The 13,380-nt window shown below is 62.0% G+C and carries 12 protein-coding genes; 8 read left to right on the top strand and 4 right to left on the bottom strand.

The window, feature by feature from the left end; genetic code table 11:
* Positions 1 to 9: 9 nt before the first annotated feature.
* The 4 genes from gabT to DMO26_RS33495 form a co-directional block, all read right to left on the bottom strand.
* Complete coding sequence (gene gabT, locus DMO26_RS01930) at positions 10 to 1,317, bottom strand: 4-aminobutyrate--2-oxoglutarate transaminase (RefSeq protein ID WP_117190316.1); 1,308 nt, start codon at positions 1,315 to 1,317, stop codon at positions 10 to 12.
* Between the two features lie 72 nt (positions 1,318 to 1,389).
* Positions 1,390 to 1,977 (bottom strand): cupin domain-containing protein, encoded by a 588-nt coding sequence (locus DMO26_RS01925; protein WP_117190315.1) that lies wholly within the window; start codon positions 1,975 to 1,977, stop codon positions 1,390 to 1,392.
* Between the two features lie 112 nt (positions 1,978 to 2,089).
* Complete coding sequence (locus DMO26_RS01920; protein WP_117190314.1) at positions 2,090 to 2,968, bottom strand: 2-dehydro-3-deoxygalactonokinase; 879 nt, start codon at positions 2,966 to 2,968, stop codon at positions 2,090 to 2,092.
* A gap of 11 nt (positions 2,969 to 2,979) precedes the next feature.
* The gene (locus DMO26_RS33495) at positions 2,980 to 4,131 is read right to left on the bottom strand and encodes a mandelate racemase/muconate lactonizing enzyme family protein (RefSeq protein WP_162894667.1); all 1,152 of its coding nucleotides are present in this window, start codon (positions 4,129 to 4,131) and stop codon (positions 2,980 to 2,982) included.
* A 141-nt stretch (positions 4,132 to 4,272) separates the two neighbouring features.
* On the opposite strand from DMO26_RS33495, the gene DMO26_RS01905 reads away from it, so the two are divergent.
* From DMO26_RS01905 to DMO26_RS01870, 8 genes are all read left to right on the top strand, one after another.
* A complete protein-coding gene (locus DMO26_RS01905) occupies positions 4,273 to 5,997 on the top strand; it encodes an SMP-30/gluconolactonase/LRE family protein (protein WP_117190312.1) in 1,725 nt (574 codons plus the stop codon).
* Between the two features lie 17 nt (positions 5,998 to 6,014).
* Positions 6,015 to 7,109, top strand: a complete 1,095-nt coding sequence (locus tag DMO26_RS01900; protein WP_117190311.1) for an ABC transporter ATP-binding protein — start codon at positions 6,015 to 6,017, stop codon at positions 7,107 to 7,109.
* Positions 7,106 to 7,912, top strand: a complete 807-nt coding sequence (locus DMO26_RS01895; protein ID WP_117190310.1) for an SDR family NAD(P)-dependent oxidoreductase — start codon at positions 7,106 to 7,108, stop codon at positions 7,910 to 7,912. The genes DMO26_RS01900 and DMO26_RS01895 overlap by 4 nt, the downstream gene beginning before the upstream one ends.
* An 86-nt stretch (positions 7,913 to 7,998) precedes the next feature.
* Positions 7,999 to 9,270: an ABC transporter substrate-binding protein gene (locus DMO26_RS01890; RefSeq protein WP_117190309.1), complete on the top strand. Its 1,272-nt coding sequence runs from the start codon at positions 7,999 to 8,001 to the stop codon at positions 9,268 to 9,270.
* 214 nt (positions 9,271 to 9,484) lie between these two features.
* A complete protein-coding gene (locus tag DMO26_RS01885) occupies positions 9,485 to 10,417 on the top strand; it encodes a carbohydrate ABC transporter permease (RefSeq protein ID WP_117190308.1) in 933 nt (310 codons plus the stop codon).
* 1 nt (position 10,418) lies between these two features.
* On the top strand, positions 10,419 to 11,255 hold the full coding sequence (locus DMO26_RS01880) for a carbohydrate ABC transporter permease (RefSeq protein WP_117190307.1): 837 nt from the start codon (positions 10,419 to 10,421) through the stop codon (positions 11,253 to 11,255).
* The gene (locus DMO26_RS01875; RefSeq protein WP_117190306.1) at positions 11,252 to 12,163 is read left to right on the top strand and encodes a dihydrodipicolinate synthase family protein; all 912 of its coding nucleotides are present in this window, start codon (positions 11,252 to 11,254) and stop codon (positions 12,161 to 12,163) included. Before DMO26_RS01880 ends, DMO26_RS01875 begins: the two co-directional genes overlap by 4 nt.
* Positions 12,164 to 12,173: 10 nt before the next feature.
* A complete protein-coding gene (locus tag DMO26_RS01870; RefSeq protein ID WP_117190305.1) occupies positions 12,174 to 13,355 on the top strand; it encodes a mandelate racemase/muconate lactonizing enzyme family protein in 1,182 nt (393 codons plus the stop codon).
* Positions 13,356 to 13,380: the final 25 nt, after the last annotated feature.

Below are 13,380 nucleotides of genomic sequence, written 5' to 3'. Positions count from 1 at the left end.
CCAACGTCCCTACGCGGCTGCCGGGCTGGCGGCATCCGAGAAGGCCGCCTCGATGGAAGCCTCGAGAATATCCAGCCCTTCCTCCAGTATCTCCCACTCGATGGTAAGCGGCGGCAGCAAGCGGATCACATTGAGCCGCGTTCCGCAAGAAAGAAGGATGAGACCCCGAGCCTCGGCTTCCGCCACGATCCGGTTGGTTATCTGCGGCGATGCCGTCTTGGATTGCCGGTCTTCGACCAGTTCGAACGCCACCATGGCGCCTGGTCCGCGCACGTCGCCGATATGCTCCATGCCCTGGCGCGAGGCGATCGAATTGAGCCGTTCGGTGATCCTTCGGCCGATCTCGGTGGCACGATCGCAAAGCTTTTCGTCGTCGATCACGTCTAGCACCGCGTTGGCGGCGGCGACACTTAGCGGATTGCCTGCATAGGTGCCGCCGAGTCCGCCCGGGTGGGCGGCATTCATGATTTCCGCCCTGCCCGTGACGGCCGACAATGGGAAGCCTCCCGCCAGCCCCTTCGCCATCGTTACCAGATCCGGCCGCACTCCGGCATGTTCGAAGCCGAACATCTTGCCGGTGCGCGCCATACCGGCCTGCACCTCATCGGCAATCAGAAGAATGCGGTATCGGTCAGCGATCTCGCGCAGGCGGAGGAGGAATTCCCTGGGAGCGACGTTGAAGCCCCCTTCGCCCTGCACCGGCTCGACGATGAAGGCTGCGATCCGCTCCGGATCGACATCGGCGGCGAAAAGCCGCTCGAGGCCGGCGATCGCCTCTTCCGTTGAAAATCCGAGATAGGGATTGGGGAAGGGCGCATGATAGATATCGGCCGGGAAAGGGCCGAAATTTTTCTTGTAGGGCATGACCTTGCCGGTCAAGGCCATGCCGAGCATGGTGCGGCCATGGAAAGCGCCGGAAAAAGCGATGATTCCGGCGCGCCCGGTATGGGCGCGGGCGATCTTCACCGCGTTTTCAACCGCTTCGGCGCCGGTCGTCACCAGCATGGTGCGGTTTTCGGCCCCTGTGGGGGCAATTGCATTCAGCCGTTCCGCGAGCCTTATATAACCTTCGTAGGGCGCGACGTGGAAACAGGTATGGGTGAAGCGTTCAGCCTGTTCGGCGACCGCCTTCATGACCGCCGGATTGCGATGGCCGGTATTGTTGACCGCGATGCCGGCCGCGAAATCGATGAAGCGCTTGCCATCGACATCCCAAAGCTCGGCGTTCGATGCCCTTTCGGCAAAAATGCCCCTGGTCCCGACGCCGCCGGCCACGGCAGCCTTCTGGCGTGAGTGCAGATCACTGGAAGCGGTCATCGCGATATCCCCAAGGTCGATGATCAGGCTATAGCGCCGCTCATTATTTTGAGCAATAGGGTTGTTGCGGAATCAGAGATAGGGCGGCGAGCAGGCCGAAATGACGATCGTCCTGCGGCCGGAAAGGTTGCGGAAGCGATGCGGTACCCGGCTGTCAAAGAGATAGGCTTCTCCGGCCTTGAGGATGCGCACCTCCTCTCCGACGGTGATTTCCAGCTCGCCTTCCACCACGAACCCTCCCTCGGAGGAGGCGTGTTGCAGAAGCGTGTCGCCGGTGTCCGCCTGCGGTTCGTAGACCTCGTGAAGGATTTGCAGATTATGGGTGCGAGCATCGCCGATCTGCCGGAAGGTGAGGGTGCCGTCGTTCCCGCCGGACATCGGCGAAGCTGCGATTTGCGATGTCAGATCAACAAGTTCATGCGCCGAAAAGAACGGTCCCTTGGGCGGGCTGCGTTCTGGCTCGAAAAAATCGCCCATGCCGACGCCAAGCCCGCTCAGGATCTTCCTCAACGTCGCCACTGAAGGGCTGACCTTGTTGGTCTCGACCTGAGATATCTGGGCGTGCGGCACGCCGGCCCGTTCGGCCAGCTGGCGCTGGGAGAGGCCCGCTGCGACGCGCATGGCGTTGAGCCGCGCGCCGATATCGAATTTGTCGTCCATTTCGCCTCATTCCGATTGATTGGAATGTTTATGCCTCGAATTGATTTTTGCGGCAATTGGATGATATTTTGAGCATGCGACTGCTTTATCGGCGATGAACATTTCTATCCGACTACCGCTTCAATGCGCGAACGACACGGTTGAAGCCGGCATCGATCGCCGGGGTGACAAGCAGGGCTTCCACCCCGGCCAATCCGATGGCTGCCTTGTATCTTGAAGCGAGCGGGTTATGGCCGATGACATGAATGATGTTCGTGCCGGCGGTCTTGAATGCCTCCGCAATTTCGGCGCCGATCATCAGTCCTGCGAGATAGTCGGAGATCTCCTCCGGCTTGAGTTGGTCGAAGAGCACCAGACTGCGGGCCGAAAAGATGCGGGCGAGGATGCGTCCGGGCAGGCTGTCATCCTCGTAGGCCGTCTGGACGCCGCGCCGGAAGGCATCCGGGCGTTCTTCGTATGTCGCCGGAATTAGCCGCGAGACGAGCGAGTCCTTCTTGAGAAGGTTGAGGATTTCGCCGGACATATAGGTGGTGATGCCTGTGATGCGGCCGCCTTCCATCGTTACCCACTTGGCGTGCGGGCCGGGAAGGACGAAAAGGCCATCCGTCCGCTCCAAACCGAAAAGCGACATTTCCTCGCCGCGCATGACATCCGGAAGCGGCCTGATTTGGGCGATGCCGGGCAGAAAGACCAACGGCGGCAGGCCATCCATCCTGTGAACGACCGCTTGGGCGGCAAGATCTTCCGGTCCGGCAGGCACCGATGCGAAAGGGCTTTCGATCCAGCCGTTGCGGCTGGTCACCATGCCGGAGAACAGGATCTTGTCCGCTCTTTCGGTCCAGTCGCCAAGCTCTTCGCGAAGAGCGGCTTCGAACGCTCGATCCGAAACTCTGGTGGTGCCGCGGTCGCTCGTTCTTTCGCCGAGCACGTTTTCGCCGTCAATGAGCAGCGCGCGGAACGCCGCTGATGTCCATTCGATTGCAATATGCATGGAGAGTGATCCTAATAAGCCGGCTTGACCGGAAACCAATCCTTGCGCTCGGCATCGAGATAGGCGCCGGCGATGCCGGAAACTCGATATTTTTCGAGCCGTTGGATGTCGATCTCGACGCCGAGCCCCGGTCCCTCCGGCACTTGGAAGCGCCCGTTCTTCAGCGCTGGAGCATTCGGGGAGATATCGCCGCCGAGATAGGCGCGCTCGGTATCGATGGCGATGGACATGTTGGGCAGCGATGCGGCGAGATGAACATAGGCGGATTGCGACAGTGCGAGCTCCGCACCCGAATGCAGCGTCACGGAAATGCCGACCGCTTCGCAGATCGCCGCGGCCTTGATCGTCTGCCAGAGCCCGCCCGCCTCATGCGGATCGAGCAGCACGACATCCGCCGCGTTTGCCCGGACGATATTTCCAACGTCGGACAGGGTGTAGGCGCTTTCGTCGAGCGCGATCGGCACGGTGGAGTGCGCGACCAGGGCCGCGTGGCCGGCGAGATCGTCGAGTTCCAGCGGCTGCTCTACATAGGCAGGGTCGAAGGCTTTCAGCTTTTCAAGCTGGCGCTTGGCGGTCGCCGGGTTCCAGGCGCCGTTGACGTCGAGCCGCAACGGGTGGTCGCCGATCGTCCGGCGCGAGGTTTCGGCAAGCGTGATGTCGCTCCGCTCGTCGAAGCCGATCTTCACCTTGAAGGTTGTGTAGCCGAGGTCGAGGAAGCGCTTCAGCCGTTCCGACAATCCCTTGGGGTCATTCGTGAAGAGATAGGCTGCGGCCTCCACGTCTTTCCGCCAGCGCCCGCCCCACATCGCATAAAGGGGTAGTTCGGCCTGTTTGCCGAGTGCATCCCACATCGCCATTTCCATCGCGCAGATCGCCATCACCGCAGCCCGTTTGTGATGATAGAAACCGGCACCGAGGACATGTCGGTGGAATCGCTCGGCATCGGCGACCGCATAACCGATCGCCAAGGGCGCCACGAGATCCGCGAAGACGGCCGGCACATTGGCGATCAGCGAAATCGTCTCGCCCCAGCCGACGATCCCTGCATCCGTCTCAATCCGACAGACAAGTCTGGTCGTGCCGATCCGACGGCCGGAACCCCACAGAATATCCTCGGTAAAGGGCATCCGAACCAGCCAATGGTCTACTTTGGTTATGCGCAAGATGTCCTCCCATGGGCAGCCGCTGAACGGCTCCTTCAGTTTCGCTGTTGACATGGAACTTAGTTCCAAGATAACTCTCTTGGCAAGAGCAAGGCGGCGTGCTGTGGGAGCGGCAACAGAAATTGCCGCTTGGGAGAGGTCATGGCCAAGGTTCAGTTGGAAGCGATCGACAAGGAAGTCGCGAACGATACCGGCAATGTGCCGGGCGTTCAGGCGCTGACGCGCGGCATCCAGATCGTCGATGCCGTGGCGGCAGAACCGCGTGGCCTGCGCTTCACGGAGCTGCTCGATCAGACGCAATTGCCGAAGGGTACGTTGCATCGCCTGTTGCAGGCGCTGGTGGACGAGCGGCTGCTTCACTTCGATACTCGCGACCAGGTCTACCGGCTTGCCCCGCGGCTTTTCCAATGGGCCCACAAGGTCTGGGACAATTTCGATCTGCGCGGCGCGGCCGAGCCGGAACTGGCGCGGCTTCGCGATCTGACCGGCGAAGCGATCCGTCTCGGCGTGCTCGACGGCGGCAGCATTCTTTATATCGACCAGCGGGAAGTGCCGCAGCCGCTTCGCCTCAACAACGGCGTCGGTTCGCGCGCAGCACCCCATGCGAGCGGGCTCGGCAAAGCGATCCTGGCGCATCTGTCGCTCGAAAAGCGCCGCGCATTGCTCGACGGCGTCGAACTGGAGCGGCTGACGCCGAACACGATCGTCAATCCGGAAGAACTCAGCCGCCAGCTCGATCTCACCAAGGCGCGTGGTTACGCGGTCTCGGTGGACGAGCAGCATATCGGCATTTCCTCGGTCGCCGCACCGGTCCTCAACCATCGCGGCGAGCCGATCGGCGCCATCGGCATCATCGGTCCGTCCTTCCGCCTGCCCGTCGATCGGCTGCATGCGTTCGGCCGCGATGTCATCGAGGCGGCGCGCCGCACGTCCGGCAATTACGGAGAATTCGCCATGTCGCTTGCGGTCAAGCCGCGTCCCCTCGGCCCCGATCGCGCCGATGTGCGCTGCGTCATTCCGGCAAGCACCTTTCTCGGCGAAGGGCCGCACTGGTCACCGGAGCATAAGAAGCTTTATTTCGTCGATATCCTGGCGCCGGCCGTCCATACCGGCGATCCGGTGAAGGGCACCTACGCGTCCATGCAGGTCCCGGAGCTGATCAGCTTCATCGTGCCCCGTTCGCGTGGCGGTTTCGTCGCCGCGATGCACGGCGAAATCCGCGGCATCGATCTTCCGACCGGCGATATCACCACGATCGCGCGGCCCGAAGCGGACCGTCCGGGCAATCGCTTCAACGACGGCAAGTGTGACCGTCGCGGGCGGCTTTGGGCAGGCACGCTCGCCATTGACACCACGCCGGACCAGGGCCGGCTATGGCGGATCGATCCGGATGGGCGCACACGGGAAATGGACCGTGGCTTCCATGTTTCGAACGGCCTCGGCTGGAGCCCCGACGACCGCACGATGTATTTCACCGATACCAACCGCCAGACCATCTATGCCTATGATTTCGATATCGAAAGCGGTGAGATCGGCAACCGGCGGAGCTTCATTGCCGTGCCGGAGGCGGAAGGCAAGCCGGACGGCATGACCGTCGATGCGGAAGGTTTCCTCTGGATCGCCCATTGGGATGGCTGGTGCGTCACCCGGTATGATCCGGACGGCAAGGTGGAGCGCGTCGTGCATCTGCCGGTGCCGCGGCCGACGAGCTGCGTCTTCGGAGGGCCGGACATGCAGACGCTGTTCGTGACTTCCGCACGCATCCGGCTTTCGGCGGCACAGCTTTCCGAAGCGCCGCTTTCCGGCAGCGTCTTTGCCATCGATACGGGCATCAAGGGGCAGGCCGCGCAGATGTTCGCGGGCTGAAAATCAAGAGACAGGAAATGGCCAAGCTTGAACTGAAAGATATCCGCAAATCCTTCGGCGCGGCGCAAGTGCTCAAGGGCATCGACCTGACGGTCGAAGACGGCGAATTTGTCGCCTTCGTCGGCCCCTCCGGCTGCGGAAAGTCCACGCTTTTGCGCCTTATCTGCGGTCTTGACGAGATCACGGCCGGCCAGATGGCAATTGATGGAGAACTGGTCAACGATGTGCCGCCGGCCAAGCGCGGCATCGCCATGGTTTTTCAGTCCTACGCGCTGTATCCGCACATGACGGTTGCCGAGAACATGGGCTATGCGCTACGGCTCGCCGGCACGCCGAAGGACGAGATCGCCGCGCGCGTCGCCCAGGCTGCGAAGAAACTCCGCATCGATACCTATCTCGAGCGCAAGCCGCGCCAGCTGTCCGGCGGCCAGCGCCAGCGCGTTGCGATCGGCCGCGCCATCGTTCGCGAACCGCGCATTTTCCTGTTCGACGAGCCGCTGTCGAACCTCGATGCGGCGCTGCGCGTGGAAATGCGCATCGAGATCGCCCGTATGAAGGACACGCTTGGCACGACGATGATCTACGTTACCCATGACCAGATCGAGGCGATGACGCTTGCCGACAAGATCGTCGTGCTGAGCGCGGGCAAGGTCGAGCAGATCGGCTCGCCGCTCGATCTTTACAACAAGCCGATCAACCGCTTCGTGGCGGGCTTTATCGGTTCGCCGAAGATGAATTTCCTGAAACTCGGTGCCAGAAAAGGTGACGGCATCTTCGTCGTGCCGGGCGGGGAGGTGCGCTTGCCGCGCAATCTCAACTCTGCACCGTCCGAAATCGGCATTCGCCCCGAACATGTGGAACTCGTCAATCGCGACGCACCGGATTCGCTCGCCGGCACCGTGACGATTACCGAACATCTCGGCAGCGATACCTATGCTTACGTGGCGCTCGACGGCGCAGATGAGATGGTCGTCGTGCGGCTGTCCGGTGACCGGGCCGTCAAACGCAACGAGCCGATCGGCGTCCATATCGATCCCGCCATGATCCATGTCTTTTCCGCCGATGGCCTATCGCTCGCGTCGGCGCGGCCCGTTGCGTTGGAGGCCGCATGACCGTTCATCCGGAGCTCGTTGAAAAGGTTCGCGTCGAGGTCGCTCAATATCCGAGCCTCAAGGGCAGGGGCGTGCTGATCACCGGCGGCGGCTCCGGCATAGGCGCCTCGCTGGTCGAGCATTTCTGCGCCCAGGGCTGCAAGGTCGGTTTCCTTGACCTCGACCCCAATGTCGCGGACGAAACTGCAGAGACGGTCAGCCAAAGGACGGGAAACCGGCCATTCCATCGCGCTGCTGATCTGCGGGATGTCGATGCGCTGAAGGCTGGTATCGGGGCATTGCGATCCGAGATCGGCCCGATCCGCGTCCTGGTCAACAATGCCGGCAATGACGATCGCAAGCCGCTCGAAGACGTGACGCCGGAATATTGGGACGAACGCTTCCAGACCAATCTGCGCCACCAGTTCTTCGCGGTTCAGGCCGTGGCGCCGGAAATGGCGGAAGCCGGCGGCGGGTCGATCATCAACATGGGCTCGATCTCGTGGATGCGCGGTGCTGCCGGCCTGATCTTCTATACGACCGCCAAATCCGCGGTGATGGGCATGACCAAGTCGCTCGCCCGCGAACTGGGGACACGCAATATCCGCGTCAATTCGATTGCGCCCGGCTGGGTGCTGACCGAACGCCAGGTGGAGCGCGCTAAGCGCGTCTACCAGGGCAAGTTTTCCGAATATCTCGAGGTTCAGTGCCTCAAGGAGCATCTGCTGCCGCCCGATATCGCCCGCATGGCGCTGTTTCTGGCGGCAGACGATTCCCGCCTCATCACGTCACAGACATTCATCGTCGATGGAGGCGTCGTCTAAGGGGGCCCAAGCGGACACCGGCGCTCGCCGCTTGATCTTTTTCGAGTTGAAACAGAGTTCCATCAACATCGTTTCGGGAGGATCTGATGAACACCTTTACCAGACTGATCGGCACAGCCGCCGTCGCGCTTACGCTCGGCTCGGGTGCCGCGACGGCAGCCGATCTGAGTTTCATGAGCTTCACCTACGCGGAGGAGGCCAATAAAGCGGTCGTCCAGGGCGTCCTGGACAATTTTCAGAAGGCCGAGAAGCTGACGGTCGAGCCGCTGGGCTTTGCCTGGGGCGACATGCAGAAGAATATCTTTTTGCGCGCCCGGTCCAAGACTTTGCCTGACATCGCGCAGCTTTCAGAACGTTGGCTGCCGACCTTCGCAAGCCTCGATAACCTCGTCGACCTGAACGCGGTCTACGGCAAGGACAAACTTGAAGCAGCTTTCGCGCCAGATGCGCTCGCCATGGGCAATATCAACGGCAAGCAGTTTGCGTTGCCGCTTCTGTCCGGTTCGATCGGCATGGTGGCCAACAAGGAAGTGCTCGCGAAAGCCGGCATCAGCGACGCGCCGAAGACCGTCGACGACTTCAAGAAAGCTCTGGTCGCAGTGCGCGAGAAGGTGCCCAACTCGGTGCCGTATTCCATGGCCACCAAGAACAACGGCTCGATCCTGATCGACTTCATGGTCTGGAACTGGGTGCATGGCGGTCGGATCATCGATGATGCCGGCAAGGTCGTCATCGACAGCAAGCAGAGCCGCGATGCGCTCGGCTTCATGGTCAGCCTGTTGAAGGATCGCTTGGCGGCTCCCGAAATCGACCGCCCGGATTCGCGCCGCCTGCTGGCGCAGGGCGCTTCAGCCTTCTATCTCGACGCGCCGCAAACCCGCACCTTCCTGCGTGATTTCTCCGGCAAAGGCCAAGCTTTCGATGCTAACGTGCTGCCGATGCCGACACCTGTGCTGAAGGCCGGCGACAAGTCTGTTTCCGTCCAGTGGGGGCATCTCCTCGTGCAGTTCGCCAATGGCGGCAAGGCTAAGGCGGAGGATCCAGCCGACAAGTTCCTGACCTACATCGTTTCCGACAAGGTGCAGACGGACCTTCCGTTGAAGATGAGCGCGCTGCCGGTCACCAAGTCCGCCCGCGCGGCCGTGGCCGACGATGCCTATCTCAAGAACTGGTCGACCGCGACGGGTGACGCCCGCCGCAACGAAGTCGGCATCTGGTCGAATGCGGCCGACCTCACCAACATCATCGGCGAAGAAGTGCAGGGGGCATTGCTCGGCCAGAAGTCGCCCGACGATGCCATCAAGTCCATGCAGGCGCGGCTGACGACCAGCATGGAGAAGGCGAAGAAGTCGGAATAGTCGCCACCGCATCTGGGCTTGGCCCCTCACCCTAACCCTCTCCCCGCTTGCGGGGAGAGGGGACGTGCAACACGCCTTGCTGAAGTGAAGGGAACGGCGCGGCACATCCCTTCTCCCCGCTGGCGGGGAGAAGGTGGCGGCAGCCGGATGAGGGGCAGCCCGGACGCAAAACCTTCATCGACAGCCGGAAACAGGACCAACAGGAAATAACCCCATGGCCGTGATCGAAAACAATGTCGGAGCCTATCCGGTCTCGCCACATGCGAACCGCGGGGGTTTGAAAGCCGGGCAGAACCGCATCGGGCTGCTTCTGCTGCTGCCGGCGGCGATCGCCTTTGCCGCGGTCATCCTCTATCCGTTTCTGTCAGCCCTCGGCCTTTCGCTGTTCGAATACACCGTCGAGATGATGGAGCCGCGCTTCATCGGTTTTGAGAATTTCTATAAGATCGCGTCCGATCCGGACGTCTGGGCCGCCTTCTGGACGACCGCCATCTATGTGGCACTGACGACAGCAGGGACACTGGTCGCCGGTCTCGGCTGGGCGCTGATCATGAACCAGCCGTTCGCCGGCCGCGCCGTGCTGCGCTCGATGTCGCTGCTGCCCTGGGTGCTGCCGTCTACGGTGAGCGCCTTCATCTGGGGCTGGATCTTCAATTCCCGTTACGGCGTGCTGAACGCCTTCCTGATGGAACTCGGCGTGATCGATTACCCGCAGGCCTGGTTGTCGACGCCCGAGGGCGCCATGCTGGCCGTCGTGCTGACCAAGGTCTGGTTGTCGATCCCGCTCTTCATGTCGTTCTTTCTCGCCGGTCTGCAGAACCTCGACAAGGAGCAGATCGATGCCGCCCGCGTCGATGGCGCTGGCAACTGGGCGGTGCTGCGCGACCATATCCTGCCGCATCTGCGCCCGGTCCTGATGATCGTCGTCGTTCTCGGGGTGATTGGCAATCTGCAGCAATTCGACACGATCTACGCGCTGACCGGCGGCGGGCCGGTGCGGGCGACGACGGTTCTGTCCGTCGAGGTCTATCGCCGGGCTTTCGAGCAGTGGGATATCGGCTTTGCTTCCGCCGTCGGTGTGTTGTGGGTCGCGGCACTCCTGCCGCCCGCCTTCCTCTATCTGCGCATGCTGGTGAAAGGAAACTGAGATGTTCGACCTTTCCTCCCGACGGGCCAAGCTCGTCTTTTTCGCGGCGCTTGCGGTGATCGGCTTCTTCCTATTCTTCCCGCTCTACTGGCTGGTGATCTCGTCGCTGAAGGCGAATGCCGAGCTTTACCGGGTGGTGCCGACGCCGCTTCCGACCATGCCGAGCCTCGAACATTTCATCCGGGCGCTGACCACCGGCAAGCTGCCGATGTACCTGATGAACAGCCTGATCACCTCGACCTGCAGCGCGGCGCTGGTGACGCTTCTGGCGCTCTATGCCGGTTTCAGCTTCGCGAAATACCGCTATTTCGGCCGGCAGCCGGTTATGCTGTTCATGCTGTCGGCACAGATGTTCCCCTTCGGCCTGCTCTTGATCTCGATCTATCCGCTGATGAGCGAACTGAACCTGCTCGACACCCGGCCGGGGCTGATCCTCAGCTATATCGTCTTCGCGTTGCCGGTCTCCACCTATATGCTCTACAGCTACTTTTCCCAGGTGCCGGACGAGCTGATCGATGCGGCGCGGGCCGACGGCGCGAGCGATCTCAGGATCTTCCACACGATCGTCATACCGATCTCGATCCCGCCGATCGTCACGGTCTTCCTCTATTCCTTCATGTGGTCCTGGAACGATCTTCTCTATTCGATGACGCTGATCGTCTCGGACGAAAAGCGCACGATCGGGCCGGGCCTGCTTCTCACCTATCTCAACGAGGTCAATTCCGACTGGGGCGGCGCCATGGCGGCATCGCTGATCGCATCCGCGCCCATCGTCGTGGCCTTCATGTTCCTCCAACGTTATTTCATTCAGGGCGTCACCGCCGGAGCAGTCAAATGAACAAGATTTTAGCCGGGGCTTTCCCCGTCCTTCCGACCCCTTTCCGCGACGACGGCTCAATTGATGAACAGGATTTCCAGTCGATCATCGATTTCGCACTGGAGAGCAAGGTCGACGGCGTCGTTTATCCGGGCGTCGCAAGCGAGGTGGATACGTTGACCCCCGAGGAGCGCAAGCGGCAGGTGGAACTGCTGGCGGAGCGGATCGGCGGGCGCATCCCGATCATCATCGGCGCCAGCGATCCGGACGCGAAGGCAGCGGCGAAACACGTGGCGCAGGCGGCCGAGGTCGGGGCAGGGGCGGCCATGGTGATGGCGCCGTTCTCGCTCGGCAACGATATCGCCGCGCAGATCGCCTATTTCAAGGAAGTCGCAGCCAATGCCGGCGTGCCGATCATGCTGCAGAACCAGCCGAAGCCGATCGGCGCTGGCCTGACGCCGGAAGAGGTGGTCGCGGTCGCCAATGCCGTGCCTGAAATCCGCTACGTCAAAGAAGAGACCGCTCCTTGCGGCCAGCACCTGACCCGCATCAAGGCGGCTGCCAACGGTTCGCTCGACGCGATCTTCGGCGGTGCCGGGGGACGTTACGTCACCGACGAACTGGCGCGCGGGGCAGCAGGCACCATGCCGGCCGCCGAGCTTGCCGATATCCACGCCCAGATGATCCATGCCTGGCAGAAGGGCGATATCGCGACCACACGAAAGCTCTACAACGTCTCGCTGCCGCTCCTGAATTTCCAGGCGATCTTCCGCATGCACATGACCAAGGAAGTGCTGCGCCGCCGCGGTGTGATCAGACACACGTTCGTGCGCGGCAAGGGTCCGAAATTCGACGAAGGCGATGCTAAGGAATTGGCGCTGCTTCTGGCAGAGGCCGATCTGCCTTATACCAATCACAAGCCGAACTGAGCCGGAAGCCATGCCGAAAAACGTCGTCGATGCGATCGCCTCGGTCGAGACCTTCATCATCTCCATCCCGCGAGAGGTACCCTATCTCGGGCCGCTCAAGGAAGGCGAGGCGATCAACGCGCGCGGTTACCTGATCCGCAAGGGCAACCGCACCATCTATCCCTCGACCGACATGACGCTCTTGATCAAGATGACCGGTGAAAGCGGCAAGGTCGGCTGGGGCGAGTGCTACGGCATCGTCGCACCCGAAGCGACCAAGGCGATCATCGACGACGTGCTCGGGCCGGTCATCATCGGCCGCGATCCAGGCGATGCCGCGGTCATCCACGAGGATCTCTACGATCTGATGCGGGTGCGCGGGTTCTTCGGCGGTTACTATCTCGATGCGCTGGCGGGCGTCGACATCGCGCTCTGGGACCTTGCCGGCAAGAACCTCGGCGTGCCGGTCTCGACGCTGCTCGGTGGGCGGCGGCATGACACGATCCGCGCCTATGTCTCGGGCCTGCCGAAGGCGACGCTGAAGGAGCGCTGCGATCTCGCCGCCTACTGGGTCGGCAAGGGTTACAAGGGCATCAAGTTCGCCGCGGTCGTCTCCGAAGAGGATATCGTCAAGGAAATGGCGGCGCTGCGCGAGGCGGTCGGTCCGGATATCGACCTGATGGTTGACCTCCACTGGAAGTTCGAGGCAGGCGAGGCAATCCGCATCATTCGCAGGCTCGAGCCCTACAATCTCTATTTCGCCGAAGCGCCGGTGCAGCCGGAAAACCTCGAAGGCCAGGCGCGGGTGGCGGCGGGCATCGGCGTGCCGCTGGCGCTCGGTGAGGAATTGCGCACCACCTATGAATACCGGCCGCGGTTCGAGGCGCGGGCCATGAGCATCGTGCAGCCGGAAATGGGCCATACGGGCATTACCGAATTCATCCGCATCGGCCAGATGGCGCAGGCCTTCCACATGAACATCATGCCGCATGCCTCGATCAGCGTCGGCATCTTCATGGCGGCCAGCCTGCAAGCTGCATCGGCGCTGCAGAACGTGCCCTATCACGAATACCAGCATTCGATCTTCGATCGGAACCTCACTTATACGAGGGGCGACATGGCCTCAGGCGAAGGAACCTACGTGGTGCCGACCGGCGCCGGTCTTGGTGTCGAGCCGAAGGAAGAAGTGTTCGAATTCGCCATCCGACGTTAGGATCATCGGCTGTTCTTCCCGGATA

It is taken from the genome of Rhizobium terrae (genome assembly GCF_003425685.1).
In the GTDB taxonomy this organism is placed as follows: Bacteria; Pseudomonadota; Alphaproteobacteria; order Rhizobiales; family Rhizobiaceae; genus Neorhizobium; species Neorhizobium terrae.
The sequence above is the reverse complement of the archived record's forward strand: the minus strand, read 5'-3'. Positions and strand labels throughout refer to the sequence as shown.